Genomic DNA, 18935 nt, shown 5'->3' with positions numbered 1-18935 from the left:
TTGTCAATCTAAAACTACACCAATAAATTCTTGAAAGACCTCGTTACCTAAAGGTCTTCCATCCTTTGTTAAAAGAAGAGTGTCTTCTCTCTGTTCAAGCCAACCTTTTTGAATGAGTCTTTGAATAGGTTCTCTATAGATATCAAACATGGATCGGCCATAACGATCTATAAACGTCTTATCAGAAACACCTTCTTGTTTACGCAGACCCATGAACATTTCTTCTTCCATCTTTTCAGATAGTGGAACCTGATGTTCTTCGATATATGGAAAACCATTTTCCTCGATCAAGTTCATATATTGTTTTAAGGGACCTGCATTTCTTCTTCTTGTTCCTTCTACGTAACTATGAGCGCCAGCACCTATGCCAAAATATTCGTTATTGTTCCAGTATTGGAGATTATGCTTACTCTCAAACCCTGGAATTGCAAAATTGCTGATCTCATATTGTTTGAATCCTTTTTTATCAAGAGCCTCGATTAAATAATCATACATCGCAGCTTCAAGCTCTTGTTCCGGAAGAATCAACTTGCCTTTTTGAGCCAAGTTATAAAAAACAGTTTTCTTTTCGATCTGCAGCGAATAGGACGAAATGTGAGGAATATCTAATGCTAATGCTTCATCTACCGATTCCTTAAACATATCCATCGTTTGGCCTGGCAGCCCAAACATGAGATCGATCGACATGTTATCAATGCCAGCTTTTTTTGCCTCTGCAACCGTAGAATAGATATCTTCTTTGGTATGTGTTCTTCCTAACTTTTTTAGCAAAGAAGACTGAAAAGCCTGAACGCCAACACTTAGCCGGTTAACTCCATTCGCTTTTAAAACTGATATCTTTTCTTTTGTTGTCTGCTCTGGGTTCGCTTCAACCGTGAATTCTTTTAAAGATCTGCTACCTAGCACTTCATTCACATCACTTAAAAACGTTTGCAGCTGTTGTTCGCTCAAAGCGGTTGGTGTTCCACCACCTACGAAGATGGTTTCCATCTCATAATTCTTGAACCTCGTCGTAGTATGAATCATTTCTTTTTTCATAGATTGTAGATACTCATCCACTGGCTGCTGATGAATAAATATCTTGTTAAAATCACAATAATGACAAATTTGGACACAGAATGGGATATGCAGATATGCAGCTTTAAGCAAGATGTTCACCGCCTTTTTGTCTCATAAATTAGGAAAGACCGCTAGAATTGCCTTCGCGGTCTTAAGTTGCTTTTTATTTGTTGTTATTATTTGTATCATCCATACGAAGAACCGCCATAAACGCTTCTTGAGGAACGTCTACTCGACCGATCGTCTTCATACGCTTCTTACCTTCTTTTTGCTTATCTAAAAGCTTACGCTTACGGGAGATGTCTCCACCGTAACATTTTGCCAATACGTTCTTACGCAATGCTTTAATGTTTGAACGTGCCACGATTTTTTGTCCGATTGCCGCTTGGATCGGTACTTCAAACTGTTGACGCGGGATAAGCTCTTTAAGCTTCTCAACAACTACCTTTCCTCGCTCATAGGCAAAATCTTTATGAACGATTACCGATAATGCGTCGATCTTCTCATTGTTCAATAATATTTCCATTTTTACCAGTTTAGATGGCTTATAACCGATCAATTCATAGTCTAGAGATGCGTATCCCTTCGTGCTTGATTTTAATTGATCAAAGAAATCATACACGATCTCAGAAAGAGGGATTTCATAGAGAACATTCACACGGTTGTTTTCTAAATAATCCATCGTCATGAAGATACCACGTTTCTTCTGACAGATCTCCATAATCGTACCAACATAATCGTTCGGTGTCATGATAGATGCTTTAACATACGGTTCTTCGACAACAGAGATCTTTTGAGCCTCTGGCATGTTCGCCGGGTTATCAACAATGATTTTTTCTCCATCTGTCATCGTAACATTGTAGATAACACTCGGAGCTGTCGCGATCAAGTCGATGTTAAACTCTCGCTCGATACGTTCTTGAATGATTTCCATGTGAAGCAATCCTAAAAATCCGCAACGGAAACCAAATCCAAGAGCTTGAGAGGTTTCAGGCTCATATTGAAGAGCAGAATCATTTAGCACTAGTCGTTCTAAAGCTTCACGAAGATCGTTATATTTCGCTGTGTCTACTGGATATAAACCACAGTATACCATCGGGTTCATCTTTCTATAACCAGGTAGGGGCTCTGATGCACCTTTAACTGCGCTCGTGATCGTATCCCCGACTTGTGTGTCTCCAACATTTTTGATCGAAGCTGTTAAGAAACCAACGTCTCCAACCGTTAAGAAGTCTTTTTGTACCGCTTTTGGCGTAAACACTCCAAGTTCCAACACTTCAAACTCTTTGCCTGTCGCCATCATCTTAATCTTATCGCCAACTTTAACCGTTCCTTCTGCCACACGAATATACGTAACGACGCCTCTATAAGGATCATAAAGAGAGTCGAAGATTAGCGCTTTTAGAGGCCCTTCAGGATCCCCAGGTGGTGCTGGAACTTTTGCTACGATCTGTTCTAGAATATCTTGAATACCAATACCTGCTTTTGCTGAAGCAAGTACTGCCTCTGAAGCATCCAAACCGATAACATCCTCGATTTCTTGACGCACTCGTTCAGGCTCTGCACTCGGAAGATCAATCTTGTTGATAACCGGTAGGATCTCTAGATCATTCTCAAGAGCCAAGTAAACGTTCGCTAACGTCTGTGCTTCGATTCCTTGAGCAGCATCTACGATAAGTAAGGCTCCCTCGCAGGCCGCTAAGCTTCTAGACACTTCGTATGTAAAGTCTACGTGTCCTGGGGTATCAATTAAGTGGAACGTATAAATCTCACCGTCTTTTGCTTTATATTGCAGCTGTACAGCATTTAATTTAATCGTTATTCCACGTTCACGTTCAAGATCCATTGAGTCTAACAGCTGCTCTTTCATCTCACGCTGTGTTAGTGCACTCGTTTCTTCCAAAATTCTGTCCGCTAAAGTAGATTTCCCATGGTCAATATGAGCAATTATGGAGAAATTCCTGATCTTAGCTTGTCTTTTTAATTTTTCTTCTCTGTTCATTATACGTTCACTCCTACAATTTTAGGAAAAGTCACTAGCTTTGATTATAGCAATACAAAGTATCCGTTTCAATCACAACCTAAAAAATAGGGTGAAGCTATTGTCTAAGTTCATAGTAACCCTATACAAAAATCTTTGTTCTGTTCAGTTTACGTTTTAACAAATTTAGAGTGTTATTTGAAGATCACCCCAAAATAAAAAGAACCGATAAAGGAAATATCCTTTATGGTTCTATGGTGAAAATACAGCTAGCATCTCACTAATAATAACACCAAATATAGAGATCATGACACCAAAAGCAGAAGAAATCAACGATGTTAGTCTTTGCCCAAGTGCTGAAAAAACATTGAACGAATCTATTTCACTTAATGTTTCTTGTTTTGTTTTAATATCATGACTTGTTATGGAAGCAGGGTTTTGTTTCGTTTCTTTTTGCTCGTTAGAAGGAGTCGAGTTCGATTCAACACTTTTTAGAGAAGATCCTTTAAGCTCATCCATTTCGAAATGCGCTTTTTGAATACCGAACAGAACCCCAAATAAAAGAATAGTAACCAGTCCGAAACACTTTAACATAAATTTTGTCATGATCATTCCTCCACATGGGGATATACGATTATAATTTATGCACAAGCTTGTCCAAACATGCCTACATTTTAATGTGTATAAGAAGAAGTATTTCCTTGATCGATGCCACCATGAAGTGCCGTGTTCAGACCATTCGCTAATACATTGGCCATGTCTTCAATGAACACATCCACCTCTTTCGGTGTAACCATCAAATTATGCCCGATCGGCGCAAGCACTTCACGAATCAATCGAAGCTTTTCATCTTCTTCTAAGACACCGACAATTCCTAAGAACGATTTACGATGATCTTCCTCAGGCAAATCGTCGTCTGTTAGTACTTTCTTTTCCCCAAACGTCATACCCGCTGGTAAAAGGGATTTTGAGGGTTTATCCTTTTCATTCATCTCACGACCAAAGTGTTTCAAGATAAAATCAATCGTATCACTAGTGATCGTAGCCGCATCAACTACCGTAGGAATTCCAATAGAGATAACCGGTATCCCTAGTGTTTCTTTGCTAAGTTCTTTACGCTTGTTTCCCACACCTGACCCCGGATGGATACCAGTATTTGAAACTTGTATCGTGGCGTTCACCCGTTCGATCGAACGGGATGCTAGCGCATCGATCGCGATTACAAAATCAGGATTTGCTTTTTTAACGATACCATCGATGATATCACTCGTCTCTATACCTGTAATGCCCATGACTCCTGGTGATATCGCACAGACTGGACGAAATCCTTCTTCAACGTTTTCAGGAGCTAACTCGAACAGATGCTTTGTGATGGTCAGATTTTCAACAACCAATGGACCAAGAGAATCAGGAGTTACATTCCAATTCCCCAAACCTACAACGAGACAAGTATCATCCTGCTTGATACCTTGTTCTTTTAAGAAACGATTAAAATCATGTGCAAAAACTTCTTGCACGCGTTCTTGAAGCTTTGAATCTTTTTCACGAATTCCTTGAACCTCAAAAGTGACGTACACCCCTGCTTTTTTCCCGGTAGTCTCCGCTCCCTTTTCGTCGATCTCAACTCTAACGATCTTGATACCATCTCTATCTTTTTCATGTATGATGACACCTTCAAGTGTGCTTTTATTGACGACTTCATCTTCTTTTAGTAGCATGTCGTGCGCTTCTATCGCCAGATCTGTTCGCACTGAATAAGCTGACAGGTCCAAATCCTTACCCATAATCTACCACCTTCCTTTGTATTATTTTTGCCGCAACTCTTCCTTTTCATTCTTGTATTGCATTTAGAAGGCGATTTTGATAGAATACTTTGTGTCCTATTTTTTGCAACGGAAAGTAATTTTGTTGCTCATGGTTCATTTAGGGAGGTGAATGGATTGGCTAATATTAAATCAGCGATTAAACGTGTAAAAACTAACGAAAAGCGTCGTGCACACAACGCTTCACTAAAGTCTGGCATGCGTACTGCTATCAAAAACTTTGAAGCACTTGCAGCTTCAAACAATGCAGAAGGTGCTCAAGCAGCTTTTGTTACTGCTTCTAAGAAGATTGACAAAGCAGCAAACAAAGGACTTATCCACAAAAATGCAGCTTCTCGCCAAAAGTCTCGTCTTGCTAAGGCTTTAAACGGTGTTAACGCATAAATTGAAGGATGAAACCCGAAAAACGGCCTTACACCAATAGGTCGTTTTTTTATTTGTACAAAATGTTAAAAATCCAGCTCATCTTTTAAAGATGAGCTGGATTTTTTGATTTCTGCACATTATGTCGATACTCTCACTTTTTTGATACTTGAGTTGGATCAAAGTATGTTCCGCCTCTATGAGCCTTGTGAGAGCTTAACGATCTCTAATTCTAGTAAGAGTGTTTTGTCCATCTGTCCCGTTTTTAATTTATAATCCGTTTCAGCAAATTCATTCAGACATTCCCTAAGAAAAACTTCTTGAAATCGATTCGCATGTTTTGCCGCAAGCTTTACTGCGTAAGGATGCAGTTTTAGAGAAGAAGCAATTTGCTTTTCTCCATATCCTTTCTTTTGCAGTTCTTTGACGCCATTTATCATGCGAAATTGCCTTGTGATCAAAGCATGAATCTGTATCGGCTCCTGATTTTGTTTCATAAGATCATAAAAACTTCTTAGCGCTTGTTCTGTTCGTTTATGCACCACATGATCGACTAATGCAAAAACATCATCTTCTAGAGTTCTTGCTACTAATGTATCCACAGTTTCCTTCGTAATTACACCATTCACACCTACAAAGAGCGCCATTTTTTCCATTTCTTTTGCCAATACTGCCATGCGCGTTCCTAGTCTTGAAAGAAGTAATTGAACCGCTTCTCCATCAATGGATACCTCTAAATTTGAAGCTTCCTTATGTAGCCACTTTTCTGCCGTATCGTTACTAAGTTCGGAAACCTGAATCATTTCAGATTGTGCTTTTACCAATTTTACTATTTTCTTGCGTTCATCAAGTTTTTCATGGGGAACTACGATGACTAACGTCGTAAATTCTGCAGGGTTTTGTATGTACTTTTCAAATACTTTGAAGTCGTGTTCGATCTTAGATTTATCTTTTGCAGCCGTTAAGAAGTTTGCGTTTTTTATTACGACGACCCGGCGATCTCCTAAGAAAGGCATCGTTTCTGCGTCTTCAATGATCTCTTGTACAGAGATTTCATCCAGATTATGTACACTTAAGTTAAAGTCCTTTTCGTCGGGAGACAAAAGGCCTGTTATGGTTTGTATCGCTTCTTCTGCTAAATAAATTTCGGTTCCCCAAATCAGATAGACCGAGGATGATTCATTATTTTTAATTTTCTTTTTTAACGTTTCTACACTAAGCACCTTTTTCACCTCTACCTCTTATCCTATGAGGAACGAAGTGCATTTGCAAGCAAAAGAAGGAACAGCGCATATGTCTGTTCCTTCATTTATGATAAACACTAACACCAAAACGATATAATCGTTTAAGGCTAGCTTTAATAGGATATCCTATGCATTTTAAAAATATTGGTGACAACGAATCTCATCTTTGGTAAGTTTTAGATAAAACACGCAAAAGAAAGCATTTTCAGTATGGATTTTTTAAAATTGATAACGTATACTAAGGATGGATTAGGAGGGTTGTCACATGAACCATTTCGAAAAAGATGTACAGAGTAAGCGTAACGACCTTATTGATTCCGGTATGGGTTTTGTCGTATCATTTGGATTCTTTACGGTAATCTTCGCCATCGGAGTCATTCTAAAAGCAATTGCATAGTACATAAAAAAGACCGAATTATTTCGGTCCTTTTTTATTGTGCAGTGTTAACTTTCAACCTCTTTTTGTTTACATTAATTGAAATATCCCCATGCTCATCTGTCCGATAAATGGTAACCTCTCTCTCTCTTAACCTTTTCAAAACTTCTAGTGCTGGATGGCCATATAAATTATTTTCCCCCGCTGAAATAATTCCAAATCGAGGAGAGACCTTATCTAAAAAAGATGCCGTTGAAGAAGTTACACTTCCGTGGTGACCGACCTTAAGTACGTCCGCTTTTATTTTTGGAAAACTATTCATGACTTCCCTTTCAGCTTCCGCCTCCATATCACCTGTTAATAAAAAGGTATGATTATAGACCTTAAGCCAAAGAACGATGGAGTTATTATTTGAAGTACTTTCTTTAGATCCTGGATGCAAAACGAAAAAGGAGGAATGAGCTGATTCCCAATGCTTCCCTTTACCTAACTTCACCACATTGATGTTATTTGCGGCTGATGTAGTTTCGATGAGGGTCTCAAGTTTATTGTTCTCTCTTTTAAATGGCAAAAAAACATTGCTCACTTTAATAGTTTCAAGTAAAAACTCACCACCCCCAGCATGATCCATATCTCCATGAGTGATGATCAACCCATCTAAATGCCGAATTCCTTTAGCTTTTAAGAAAGGATATACGACTTCCTTAGTAACGTCATATTCTTCCTCTCTTTTTTCCCAATCCTCTTGATCAAAAGAGATCGAACCGCCAGTATCTATCAAATAGACGGCTTTTCTATAGGGTAATTCCACGAGGATGCTATCGCCTTGTCCTACATTAATAAATGATATTGTTGCTTTTGGGTTCACATAAGGTATTCCCCAATGAATGAAGGAGACGAATAAGAAAGGTACAGCAACCAATATGTGAATGCGTTTTGTAACCTCCCATCGATAGAGAAAATAAAAAATCGCAACAAAATAAAGACCGAATATCCATTCTGCTGGCCGGCCAAAAACAACAGCCATTTTGAGGAATTGAGCCTTTTCCATAAACCATACAGAGAAATTAAACAAATATTCAATAATCTCGTTAACGATCGGAATGGTTCTTGGTGCAAAAATAGAAAGAAGTAGAATAAAAAAAGAAATGGGAAACAAGACAATGGAAACGAATGGGATATATAACACATTAAAGGGAATCGATAATAAGGAAAATTCAAAGAAATGATACAAAATGATTGGGAAGGAAAATAAAGAACAGATGAATGAAGTTAAAATCAACAACTTAAGAGGGAACGCATCTTTGAGTACATAAATTGAAGTGATCAATACGAATGTCATCAAAAATGAAAGTTGAAACCCAAGATCAAAAGCAAACGAAGGATTAAAGCTCAGCATCCCTATGCATACCGTTGACAACAGGGTCACTGGGTGCATTTTTCTTCTGAACATCATGAAACATATTACAATCATGCCCATCATACCCGCTCTTATGATTGAACTCTCCGCTCCCGTTAGAACAATATAAACCGGTAAGAAAATTAAGATCACTCCATAAGCGATCTCCTTAACCACACCTAACCGAACGAGAATTAAGTATAAAAAGTAAGTAACAATTCCAACATTAAATCCGGATACCGCCAATAGGTGGGTCAATCCTAAACCTTGATAGTAATGAAGTGTTTCTGCCTCAATTCCATTTCTGTAACCAAAAAGCAGAGCATTCATCAAACCCGCTGTGTTATTGGAAAAATGACTTTCTAATTCTTTAATATTCTTGCTTCTCCAACTCTTGATGTGTTCATGAACACTTAAGTCTTTTGTCTTCACACATTGGTCCACACCAAACTCAACCGTTTTTAGACTCCAATAAATCTTGTTGTTCTTTAAATACTCACGATAATCCATTCCAAAAAAATGGCTTTTTTTTCGTGGTTCTTCAAGCTTTCCTTTTATAACGCATGACAAATTGATACTTAGTTTTTTTAGCTGTTCTTTTTCAACTGCTGATTTTATTTTATGGGAAACAACAACCGTTTCATTATTCGTTATAAGTTCAAACCTTAATAGGTTTCCGTCTATTTTGGGGATTGATCTTATCTTACCTGAAAACATCATCTGCTCCGCTGGAAGCTTTGAGAAACTAGTAGTGTTATCGTAATGAGAGTAAATAAAAAAGATAGGTAGAAAAACGAGGATATATACAGATTTTTGTCCAATTTGTATAAAAATAACGATAACCAGGAAAGCCAGTAAAACGATCCCGGTTACCGAAAAATGCTTTGAAAGCCAAATCCCATAAAATGCAGAGCTAGCACTTAAGACGGTATATCTTGGATTCATGCTTTATGCGTAAGAAATGTAGAAGGCAAGAAGTTCATTTCAACTTTTTCAACGATTACTCCTGCTTCTTTAAACTGTTCGATGCTATAAGGATGATTTTTATAGTCCTGACCATAATAGATCTTTTTGATACCACTCTGTATAATCGATCGACAACAATGCAGACAAGGGAAGTGGGTTACGTACATTTCGGCACCTTCTGTCGGTACACCGAACTTTGCGCATTGCAATAGGGCGTTCATCTCAGCATGAATCGTTCTCACACAATGACCATCAATAACATAACAGCCTTCGTCAATACAATGAACACCACCTGAGATCGAGCCATTATAACCTCCAGCAATAATTCGTTTATCTCTCACTATTGTTGCTCCAACTGCTAATCTAGTACATGTACTTCTTAATGCAAGCAATTGGCTTTGTGCCATATAATATTCGTTCCACGATATTCGCTGCAACGCTAACCGCCTCCTCTGTTTCTATAACCTTAGTGTAGTATTCGACATTTAAAGAAGCAATAAAAACCCTTACTCGAAGCTAATTTGATCTTTCCACTGTTCGATTGTCTTTTCTCCGATTCCCCTAACTTCTAATAACTGTTCTAAAGAAGTGAAAGGACCGTTCTCCTCTCTATAGGAGATAATGCTTTGTGCCTTCGCGGGACCCACACCGTTTAGCGTTTGGAGCACTGTTTCATCCGCAGAGTTGATGTTTACCACCACGCCATTTTCGTCCATCGGTTTACTGGATGCTGTTTGCAACTCATACTTTTCCCCTTTCTCAGCTACATACACGATCATCTCATCGGTTATTTTTAACGCTTGATTAACGGAACGAATTTCTGCACTTTCCATAAAACCACCGGCCATTTGTATGGCATGCATCACACGGTCTCCCTCTTTTAACTCGTAAACTCCTGGACGCTTAACACTTCCTTGCACATCGACCATAAGCTTGGTCTTTCTTTCGTTGTTATCCCTACTCTTTCCGTTAGGCTTATCAGTTGAAATTGGCGATTCCGGTTCCATTTGTTGAGGTATTTGTGAGGTGACAGGCATATTTGGTTCACTTTGGAAATAATTCATTAGAGATACAATAATGGCAAGGATCAATAATATGCCACCGCCAATAAACCAGCTCATATGCTGCTTGTATTTTTCCATCATTTCACCTTCTTAATTAGGCTTGAACTTCTAAAAAACATATTTGATTCACAACGTGCATAAATTTGAACGTAGAGGAAGGAGGTTCAGATATGAAGGTTGGAATTATCGGAACCGGAAATATGGGAAGCGTTCTTGCTTCTTCTTTTATCGAATCTTCAGCCATTCAGCCATCAAGGCTCATGGTCACTAATCGTACACTGTTAAAAGCGGAGAGGCTGCAGAATGCCTATCCAAAGTTGAAGGTCGGAAATACCGCCGAAGAAGTTTTTCGATTCGCTGAGATTGTGTTTATATGTGTGAAGCCACACGAGTTTTATTCATTGCTTTCTAGCAATAAGAATTCTATCTCAAAACATCAACTGCTCGTTTCCATTACGAGTCCTATTTCATGTGAACAGCTGGAAGATCTGCTAGATTGCAATATCGCAAGAGCTATCCCAAGCATTAATAACCGGGCACTAGCTGGTTCATCTCTTGTTTCGTTCGGAAAAAGGTGTCACCCTGATTACAAAGAGAAACTTCTATCTTTAATGAGCAATATTTCTACACCACTCGTTATCGATGAAAATATCACTCGGATCTCTTCAGATATCGCAAGTTGCGGGCCGGCGTTTATCGGTTATGTTCTGCAATGCTTTATTAATTCAGCTGTCGACCAAACTGACATCACAAAAGCACAGGCAACTCAACTGGCAAGTGATATGATTATCGGAATGGGAAAACTACTCGAGAAAGATATCTATACTTTACCAACACTCATTCAAAAGGTATGCGTAAAGGGTGGTATCACAGGAGAAGGAATTAAGATCCTGAGCAATGAGGTCGATGAAGTATTCGACCATGTCATTAAGCGTACACACGAAAAATATCATGAAGAATGCGACAAAGTGAGTCAACAGTTTGAAGTGAAAGAAGAGCTCAAGTAATTTCTATCGTCATTATAAAACAGCTAAAAAAAGAAAGCCGGGATCTAAATCCCGGCTTTCTATAGTTCATCGAACCCGTTTTCATCAGAAACTTTCGTGTATTGTCTCGATTTCTGCTCAAAAAAATCACTTTTTCCAGCATTTACATCAGAATATGCCTTTATCCAAGGAAGTGGATTTTTATTGTATTCTGGGTATAGCTTGTTAAAGCCTAATTCGTTCAATCGTTTATTTGCCATGAACTTGATATAAGCTTCTAAATCAGATTCATGAATCCCTTCAAATGAATCTCCGATTATATACTTACTCCATTTAATCTCAAGCTCAGCTGCCCGATGAAACGTGTTTCTCGCAAACATCTCCAACTCTTGATCTCTTAATTTCGGATCTTCTTCTAAAACAGCTTTAAAAATTTGAGTAAAAAGATAAACATGTAGCTGCTCATCTCTATTAATATAGTTGATCATCGTTGAAGTCGAGACCATCTTTTGATTCCTGGCTAAATTATAAAAGAAGCTGAATCCAGAATAAAAATTCAATCCCTCAAGAATCACGTCGTAAATAATAGACTTCAAAAAGGTACGAGGCGTAGGGGTTTGTAGAAACTCCTCATACCCTTCAACAATGAAATCATTCCTCTCTCTTAGCACTTCATCTGTTTTCCAGTATTCAAATATATCATCTTGCTTTGACTTCGGTACTAAAGAGGACAACACGTACGAATAGGACTGATTATGAACAACTTCTTGAAACGATAGTGTAGCCATTAGCGCAGCAAGACTTGAATCGGTTAAATACGCTGCAACCTTGCTCGAATAATCTGTTTGTACACTATCTAAGAACGCCAATAAGCCAATAATTTTATTAAAAGTATCTTGCTCTTTTTCACTCAAATTAACATATTGCTTACTATCACTAGACATATTGATCTCGAACGGCGTCCAAAAGTTAGCCAACATGTTTTTGTATAAAGGATAAGCCCACTTATATCTAACATCGTCCCAGTTTAATATATTTGAACTCTTACCGTTGATAATTCCTGTAGATCGATTAGGAGCTTCCACATCATAGATTTTTCTCTCTTTGAGTTGTTCAACCTCTTTAACTTTCACAGCTTTCACATCCTTCTAACTCAATTGATGTAGACCTAGTATAATAAGTGGTCTTTAATCCCTTTTTAAAGCTTAATAAATGAAGGTGTAACAGATCTTTTGCCTTGATGTTGTGATTAACATAAAGATTAAACGAAATTGATTGATCGACGTGTCTTTGTCTAGCAGCATTCTGTTCGATACTCCAAGTTTGATCAATCAAGAACGCTGATTTATAGAACCATGTTGTTTCTGCATTCAAATCAGGTGCTGTTACAGGGATTTTGTAATTCTTTTTTTCTTCTGAATAGAATTTTTTAAATATCGGATCCACACTCGGTGTTGAATTTGCGATGATTGAAGTCGATGAATTCGGTGCGACTGCAATGAGGTATCCATTCCTTAGACCGTGTTTGTTAACTCTTTCTTTTAAACTCTGCCACTCTTTAGAGAAATAGTTGCGTTTCGAAAAATAGTTTCCCGTTTCCCAATCCGAGCCCAAAAACGCGGGATATCTCCCCTTTTCTTTCGCAAGCTCACAACTAGCATTTATCACATAATAGTTGATGGTCTCATAAAGATGATCAGCATACGTAACCGCTTCTTCACTTTCCCACTTTATCCCCTCTTTGGCTAAAAGATGGTGCCATCCAAACGTACCTACACCGACCGCACGATATTTCTTATTTGTCAGTTCCGCTTGAGGTACATCTATACGATTAAGATCAATAACGTTATCAAGCATTCGGATCTGGATATCAATAACTCTTTTTAATACGTTATCATTGATCACTTTAGCAAGAGAAAGAGATGATAGATTACATACAACAAAATCTCCTGGCGTTTTTCTGATGACGATTTCTCCGTTCTCTGCTTCCTCTGACGTGACAACTGTTGCAGACATGTTTTGCATGATCTCTGTACATAGGTTAGAAGCATAGACCATCCCTTTATGAGCGTTCGGATTCAATCGGTTGACAGTATCTCGATAAAACATGAAGGGTGTTCCGGTTTCAAGTTGCGATTTCATGATCCGTTTCATGATCTCAATAGCGGGAATACACTTTTTTGAAAGTCTCTCATCTTCTAAACAATCAGCATATCTCTCTCTAAAGCTTCCTGACCCAACCGTTTCATCATAGAAATCTTCTAACGAATACCCTTTGATCTTTTTTACCTCATGAGGATCGAACAGATACCAATTCTCACGTTTTTCCACGCATTCCATGAAAAGGTCCGGGAGACACACACCTGTAAATAGGTCATGCGTTCTCATTCGTTCATCACCATTATTTAATTTTGCATCTAAAAACTCCAGGATGTCTTTATGCCAAATGTCTAAGTAGACGGCAATCGCACCCTGCCTTTGGCCAAGCTGATCGACCGATACCGCCGTGTTGTTTAACTGCTTCATCCACGGTATTACACCAGATGAATTTCCTTTAAATCCTCTAATATCCGAACCTCTAGCCCTAATTTTCCCAAGATAGATTCCGAGTCCACCGCCACCTTTTGAAACAGTTGCAGCATCTGTATTAGAATCAAATATCCCTCTTAAGCTATCGTCGATCGTATCAATAAAACAAGAGCTAAGCTGCCCATAGCTCTTACCTGCGTTCGCTAATGTCGGGGTAGCAACCGTCATATATAGATTGGAGAGAGCCCAGTATGCTTCTTCGACTAATTGAAGCCTATTCGTTTTGTTCTCGTCTCTCATTAAAAACAAGGAGATCAACATCCAGCGTTCTTGTGGTAATTCATAGATTTCATGATTGAATCCTTTTGCCAAGTACCGATCCGCTAGCGTTTTAAGTCCAATGTATGTAAAAAGCTTATCTCTAGATGGCTCGATCATTTTTTCAGCTTTCTCCAAGTCTTCCTTAGAGTATGATGAGAGAATGGTATCATCATAGATATCCATCCCTACTAACTTTGTGATCAACCCATAGAGGTTCGTATATGGTTTATGTCTTGTCTCCTCTCGATTCTTCATTACTTCTTCATATAACTGCCTTAAATAGATCTGTGATGCTACAAACGTCCACTCTGGGTTCTCTGCATCTAATCCATTTAACGCTTCCATGATTAACTGTCTATAAAGTGAGCTTGATTCCTGTGTATGACTTTCTAATTTCTCCGCATTTTTTAGAAAGTTGTCCGCTTGTATGTTCGGGTAATTTTCGACACAACTCTTTAACCACTCCCCGAGCAAAGAGTTTTCAGTTGTCATTTTCATAGTTAAAACACTCCTTAGGTCATAATAAAAACCCTCTTCCATCAGGAAGAGGGTTTAAAGAATTACATGTATTTTGCTAGACGATCGTCAGCATAAAACAGCGGCAGTTCTTTCTCCCAATCCCCGAGGAAAAGAAAATAGGAGTCTTCAGGCAGGTCTACTGGCTTTTGCTTCTTCCTACTTTGGGCCTTCCCATACAGCAGCCATTTTTTAATAACTGACCTGTACAGTGGCTATTCCATTTCGTCCACAATTACAGTTGCGGGGACAGCTTCGGCATTGAACCGAATTCCCTTTTAAGCCGGATATTCCGGCGCCTGAATTCTCCATATATAGTTTTGTATTATCTACTTTGACACTAAATATAGTGAATGTCAATAACTTCTCCATTCTTTATTGCGCGACATAGCCACCGTCGATCACAATCGCTTGCCCTGTAACGCCCTTTGCATTCTCACTAGAAAGAAAGAGTGTGTAATCTGCTATTTCTTGAACATCTAACAATCTTTTTTGAGGAACTAGTGGATAGATCACTTCTTCCAGAACCTTCTCTAACTCAACATTTCTCGTTTTGGCCAGATCTTCTAATTGTCCTCTTACAAGAGGTGTATCAACATAACCAGGGCAAACCGCATTTACCGTTATTCCATGTGGAGCACCTTCTAAAGCAGCCACTTTCGTTAGACCAATAACGCCATGCTTTGCACTATTGTATGCGGATTTTCCGGCAAAACCTACAAGCCCATTGATGGAAGCCATATTTACGATACGTCCGAACCCTTGTTTTTTCATGATTGGAAAGACATGTTTTGTCGCTATGAATGGAGCTGTCAGCATAACATTGATCAACTGTTGAAACTTCTCCGTTGGAAACTCTTCAAGTGGCGACACGAACTGCAATCCTGCATTGTTGATCAGCACATCGATACGACCATAGTGCTTCAGTGTTTCATCCAATGCTTCTGTTATCTCTTTTTCTTGTGTCACATTACAGCCGATTCCGATCGCATTTTGGCCAGCTTGCACGAGCGCTTGTGCAGAATCCTTCGCACGCTCACGATCTAGATCACTGATTGCGACTTTAGCTCCTTGTTCTGCGAATGCTTTTGCTAACTGCAAGCCGATTCCACTTGCTGCTCCTGTAATAAAAACAACTTTCCCCTCAACGAACGCTCTCATGAAATGATTACTCCTCTCTATGAAATTGGTTTATACGATACCAAGTCCGTAATAAAGACCAATAATAACAAATACGGCAATCGTTTTAATGATCGTCATCGCGAAAATGTCAATATACGCTTGTTTATGAGTTAATCCTGTTACAGCTAACAACGTAATAACAGCACCGTTGTGAGGAAGTGTGTCCATTCCACCACTCGCCATAGAAGCAACACGGTGAAGAACTTCTGGATCGATTCCTAGTTTGTCAGCCTGTGCGATATACGTTTCACTCATCGTTGCGAGTGCGATACTCATTCCACCAGAAGCTGATCCTGTAATACCCGCTAATGTTGTAGTCGTAACCGCTTCATTGATCAACGGATCTTTAATCGTATTCGACATCGCGGAATTTACAGCAGTAAAACCTGGAAGTGCTGCGATAACACCACCAAATCCATACTCAGATGCTGTATTTAGTGTTGCAAGCAACGCTCCACCGATTGATAGATTAATCCCCTTATTAAAGTTGTTTTTAATTCTCTTGAACGAGAACAAAAGAACGGTAACGATACCTATGATCAAAGCACCTTCGACTGCCCATACTGCAGCTAATGAGGGAATTTGAATCTCAGGCACGTTCTTCATTCCAATCGCAGAAAAATCGAACGTCTTTCCGTAATACTTTGGAATCAAAACAGTGAACCATTTATTGAACACTCCAACCAAAATAAGAGGAAGAATCGCTATAAAGGCATTAGGCAGATTTTCAGAATCCATTTTCTCAGGTTCGTTGCTATGTCCTGTTCCGTAACCTTCACCTTTTGCAGCCGCTTGTCTACGTCTCCACTCCAGATAGATCATACCTATGGTGAAAACAAACATTCCTCCGATAAACCCGAGCCAAGGTGCAGCCCACGTTGTTGTCCCAAAGAAAGAGGTTGGGATAATATTTTGTATCTGTGGACTTCCAGGAAAAGCATCCATCGTAAACGTAAAAGCACCTAGTGCGATCGTTCCTGGGATAAGTCTTTTAGGAATATCCGCAAGTTTAAAAAGTTCTGATGCAAATGGATAGAGTGCAAAAGCAACAACAAACAATGATACTCCACCATAAGTCAATATCGCTCCAACGAGTACGATAGCAAGCATCGCTCTTGCAGGTCCGATCAGTTTGATAACAAACTGAGTGATCGATTTTGCAAAGCCTGACATTTCAATCACTTTTCCGAAGATGGCTCCTAGTAAGAAGACCGGAAAATAAAGTTTGATAAAGCCAACCATCTTCTCCATAAATACGCCTGAGAAGAAAGGAAGTACGTGACCCGGTTCAGTAAGCAATACCGCAAACAATGCAGCGATGGGTGCAAATAGAATAACGCTGAATCCTCTGTAAGCTACAAACATTAAAAAGAATAATGCTAATAAAATAATAATAATGTCCATTTCAATTCCCCCATTCTATCAATTTAACATTTTTAAAGCGCTTTCATTTTTTTAGCATCATCACCTTTCCAAATCGGTTACACCCTGTAATTTATTTGCAAGTTTCATGCCAACATCAGAAGGCATAAAGAAGTGAGCAAGGAAATTCAGCTCTTCCGGAAAAACGGAAATTAGAAAACTGTTACATAAACTATGTGACTTATGAACGATCACATTAAGCTAATTTGACTTGGTAAATCAAAATGTAATAACAAAAGGAAACATTCCGAAAAAACGGAAGCCCTTTCCGCTTTTTCGGAAAAACTCAGAATACCTTATCTAATGTTATATTTTTTTATCTTATCATAGAGGTTCGTCTTTCCAATGCCTAGATGTTTAGCGACACGCATTATATCGCCGTTCATCGTCTCCAAGTAGTAAGCGATCACATTTTTCTCCGTTTCTTGAACGTGTTCTTTTAGTGTCAGTTGCTTTTTATTGACCCCGAGTTTTTCTTTTAAAAAATCAGGAAAAACATCTAACGTTAATCGGTCACTATGTGTAAGCTGGATGGCTGCTTCTACGAAGTTTTTAAGCTCTCTCGCATTTCCTGGCCAGTTGTAGGCTAAGAATGCTTCTTTTACATCGTCATCAATACTTAGTATCCGTTTACCAGTTTCAGCGCAGTTCAATCGGATAAAATTCTCAGCCAGTGGCCAGATATCTTCTTTTCTCTCACGAAGTGGTGGGATTTGAATTTGAAGAACATTTATTCGATAGAACAAGTCTTCACGAAACTTATTTTCAATGATCAATCTCTCTAATGGGCGATTTGTAGCAGCGATCACCCGAACATTTACTTTTTGTGTATGTACTGAACCTACTGGCTCTACTTCTTTTTCTTGAAGAACACGCAACAGTTTTATTTGCATGCTTTGAGGAAGATCCCCGATCTCATCTAAGAATAAAGTTCCACCGTCTGCAAGCTGAAACTTACCTGGTTTCCCACCTTTTTTTGCCCCTGTAAATGCCCCTTCAGAGTACCCGAAGAGTTCAGATTCAAACAGATGCTCAGGTACTGCTCCACAATTTAATTTGATGAAGGGTTTTCCACTTCTTTCACTTAATTGATGGATACTATGCGCTAGCAACTCTTTTCCTGTACCACTCTCCCCCCTGATCAATACTGTTAGATCTCCACTGGCAATATTCTTCACATGCTTCTTTACTTTTTGCACTTCTGTTGAAGTACCGGCAAAGTCGTTCAATGTATAAGAAGCTCCATTAATTTCTTCCCACTCTTTTTTATAGAAATTGAGTTCATGAAGGAGCGCTTTTATGTGAGAGTTCATCTTTTTCCATTGTTCTGTGTCTCTAAATATTACAGTTCCAACAGCTCCAATTACTTTTCCATCATTTAGAATCGGTATACGGTTTGCTATCATGTAGTTGCCTCTAATGAATTGAAGATCTGCAATCTCAACTTTTCCTTGTAAAACGTCTTTGTGCATTTTTGTATTTTCAATAACCTTAGTAACATGCTTTCCTATTACTTCTTTAGGATTTTCACCTAGAAACTCGCAGTACGTTTTATTCATGTATCGGACGATTCCTTCGTGATCAACAACGACTATCCACTCGTAAGCACTATCGATGATCGTCTCTAGAATGTTTTTTTTAAATAGTGGATCTTGATCAAACATGTATATCACCTAATTCTCTAGAAAAATAATCATTCTTATG

16 protein-coding genes and 1 riboswitch are annotated in these 18935 nt (G+C 38.8%); of the genes, 3 read left to right on the top strand and 13 right to left on the bottom strand.

The genetic code is table 11. From position 1 onward, the window contains the following. Positions 1 to 3: 3 nt before the first annotated feature. The 4 genes from hemW to gpr form a co-directional block, all read right to left on the bottom strand. Positions 4 to 1149: a radical SAM family heme chaperone HemW gene (gene hemW, locus ACFS5O_RS10450; RefSeq protein WP_205726905.1), complete on the bottom strand. Its 1146-nt coding sequence runs from the start codon at positions 1147 to 1149 to the stop codon at positions 4 to 6. A gap of 73 nt (positions 1150 to 1222) precedes the next feature. Continuing rightward, positions 1223 to 3061 (bottom strand): translation elongation factor 4, encoded by a 1839-nt coding sequence (lepA, locus tag ACFS5O_RS10445; RefSeq protein WP_066396318.1) that lies wholly within the window; start codon positions 3059 to 3061, stop codon positions 1223 to 1225. Positions 3062 to 3292: 231 nt separating this feature from the next. After that, positions 3293 to 3646, bottom strand: coding sequence for a DUF3679 domain-containing protein (locus tag ACFS5O_RS10440; protein ID WP_205726906.1), 354 nt, complete (start codon positions 3644 to 3646; stop codon positions 3293 to 3295). Positions 3647 to 3714: 68 nt separating this feature from the next. After that, positions 3715 to 4824, bottom strand: coding sequence for a GPR endopeptidase (gene gpr, locus ACFS5O_RS10435; RefSeq protein ID WP_191753771.1), 1110 nt, complete (start codon positions 4822 to 4824; stop codon positions 3715 to 3717). 156 nt (positions 4825 to 4980) lie between these two features. Between gpr and rpsT the strand changes: the two genes are divergently transcribed. After that, positions 4981 to 5247, top strand: coding sequence for a 30S ribosomal protein S20 (gene rpsT / locus ACFS5O_RS10430; protein ID WP_066291124.1), 267 nt, complete (start codon positions 4981 to 4983; stop codon positions 5245 to 5247). 176 nt (positions 5248 to 5423) lie between these two features. On the opposite strand, the gene holA is transcribed toward rpsT, so the two are convergent. Next, entirely contained in the window at positions 5424 to 6458 is a 1035-nt protein-coding gene (gene holA / locus ACFS5O_RS10425) for a DNA polymerase III subunit delta (protein WP_318300243.1), read from the bottom strand. Positions 6459 to 6735: 277 nt separating this feature from the next. On the opposite strand from holA, the gene ACFS5O_RS10420 reads away from it, so the two are divergent. Then, positions 6736 to 6867 (top strand): YqzM family protein, encoded by a 132-nt coding sequence (locus tag ACFS5O_RS10420; protein ID WP_082820577.1) that lies wholly within the window; start codon positions 6736 to 6738, stop codon positions 6865 to 6867. A gap of 34 nt (positions 6868 to 6901) precedes the next feature. On the opposite strand, the gene ACFS5O_RS10415 is transcribed toward ACFS5O_RS10420, so the two are convergent. The 3 genes from ACFS5O_RS10415 to ACFS5O_RS10405 form a co-directional block, all read right to left on the bottom strand. Further along, positions 6902 to 9190 (bottom strand): DNA internalization-related competence protein ComEC/Rec2, encoded by a 2289-nt coding sequence (locus ACFS5O_RS10415; protein WP_318300244.1) that lies wholly within the window; start codon positions 9188 to 9190, stop codon positions 6902 to 6904. Further along, entirely contained in the window at positions 9187 to 9648 is a 462-nt protein-coding gene (locus ACFS5O_RS10410) for a ComE operon protein 2 (protein ID WP_066396327.1), read from the bottom strand. Before ACFS5O_RS10410 ends, ACFS5O_RS10415 begins: the two co-directional genes overlap by 4 nt. A 69-nt stretch (positions 9649 to 9717) precedes the next feature. Next, on the bottom strand, positions 9718 to 10356 hold the full coding sequence (locus ACFS5O_RS10405; RefSeq protein WP_379839074.1) for a helix-hairpin-helix domain-containing protein: 639 nt from the start codon (positions 10354 to 10356) through the stop codon (positions 9718 to 9720). 89 nt (positions 10357 to 10445) lie between these two features. Here ACFS5O_RS10405 and comER point away from each other — a divergent pair, with 89 nt between their 5' ends. Continuing rightward, positions 10446 to 11282, top strand: a complete 837-nt coding sequence (comER, locus tag ACFS5O_RS10400; protein ID WP_205726909.1) for a late competence protein ComER — start codon at positions 10446 to 10448, stop codon at positions 11280 to 11282. A gap of 59 nt (positions 11283 to 11341) precedes the next feature. Here the strand turns inward: comER and ACFS5O_RS10395 are convergent, their stop codons facing one another. From ACFS5O_RS10395 to ACFS5O_RS10375, 5 genes are all read right to left on the bottom strand, one after another. Beyond that, entirely contained in the window at positions 11342 to 12394 is a 1053-nt protein-coding gene (locus ACFS5O_RS10395) for a ribonucleotide-diphosphate reductase subunit beta (protein ID WP_205726910.1), read from the bottom strand. After that, positions 12384 to 14609: a ribonucleoside-diphosphate reductase subunit alpha gene (locus tag ACFS5O_RS10390; protein ID WP_318300245.1), complete on the bottom strand. Its 2226-nt coding sequence runs from the start codon at positions 14607 to 14609 to the stop codon at positions 12384 to 12386. Before ACFS5O_RS10390 ends, ACFS5O_RS10395 begins: the two co-directional genes overlap by 11 nt. Positions 14610 to 14742: 133 nt before the next feature. After that, positions 14743 to 14945, bottom strand: a riboswitch (cobalamin riboswitch). 57 nt (positions 14946 to 15002) lie between these two features. Next, positions 15003 to 15788: a 3-hydroxybutyrate dehydrogenase gene (locus ACFS5O_RS10385; protein WP_205726912.1), complete on the bottom strand. Its 786-nt coding sequence runs from the start codon at positions 15786 to 15788 to the stop codon at positions 15003 to 15005. A gap of 30 nt (positions 15789 to 15818) precedes the next feature. Next, positions 15819 to 17213 (bottom strand): GntP family permease, encoded by a 1395-nt coding sequence (locus ACFS5O_RS10380; protein WP_205726913.1) that lies wholly within the window; start codon positions 17211 to 17213, stop codon positions 15819 to 15821. 314 nt (positions 17214 to 17527) lie between these two features. After that, a complete protein-coding gene (locus ACFS5O_RS10375; RefSeq protein ID WP_205726914.1) occupies positions 17528 to 18895 on the bottom strand; it encodes a sigma-54 interaction domain-containing protein in 1368 nt (455 codons plus the stop codon). Positions 18896 to 18935 lie beyond the last annotated feature (40 nt).

Origin of the sequence: Fictibacillus nanhaiensis, assembly GCF_042686385.1 — a bacterium.
Lineage (GTDB): Bacteria > Bacillota > Bacilli > Bacillales > Fictibacillaceae > Fictibacillus > Fictibacillus nanhaiensis.
Note: the sequence above shows the minus strand (reverse complement) of the source record. Positions and strands in the feature narration are given on the sequence as shown.

Bases quoted from the DNA above. Each gene is read 5' to 3' on its own strand.
- ACFS5O_RS10385 (WP_205726912.1), bottom strand. From the start codon at position 15,788: ATGAGAGCGTTCGTTGAGGGGAAAGTTGTTTTTATTACAGGAGCAGCA.
- gpr (WP_191753771.1), bottom strand. From the start codon at position 4,824: ATGGGTAAGGATTTGGACCTGTCAGCTTATTCAGTGCGAACAGATCTG.
- ACFS5O_RS10375 (WP_205726914.1), bottom strand. From the start codon at position 18,895: ATGTTTGATCAAGATCCACTATTTAAAAAAAACATTCTAGAGACGATC.
- ACFS5O_RS10420 (WP_082820577.1), top strand. From the start codon at position 6,736: ATGAACCATTTCGAAAAAGATGTACAGAGTAAGCGTAACGACCTTATT.
- ACFS5O_RS10405 (WP_379839074.1), bottom strand. From the start codon at position 10,356: ATGATGGAAAAATACAAGCAGCATATGAGCTGGTTTATTGGCGGTGGC.
- lepA (WP_066396318.1), bottom strand. From the start codon at position 3,061: ATGAACAGAGAAGAAAAATTAAAAAGACAAGCTAAGATCAGGAATTTC.
- ACFS5O_RS10415 (WP_318300244.1), bottom strand. From the start codon at position 9,190: ATGAATCCAAGATATACCGTCTTAAGTGCTAGCTCTGCATTTTATGGG.
- comER (WP_205726909.1), top strand. From the start codon at position 10,446: ATGAAGGTTGGAATTATCGGAACCGGAAATATGGGAAGCGTTCTTGCT.
- ACFS5O_RS10390 (WP_318300245.1), bottom strand. From the start codon at position 14,609: ATGAAAATGACAACTGAAAACTCTTTGCTCGGGGAGTGGTTAAAGAGT.
- ACFS5O_RS10440 (WP_205726906.1), bottom strand. From the start codon at position 3,646: ATGACAAAATTTATGTTAAAGTGTTTCGGACTGGTTACTATTCTTTTA.
- ACFS5O_RS10380 (WP_205726913.1), bottom strand. From the start codon at position 17,213: ATGGACATTATTATTATTTTATTAGCATTATTCTTTTTAATGTTTGTA.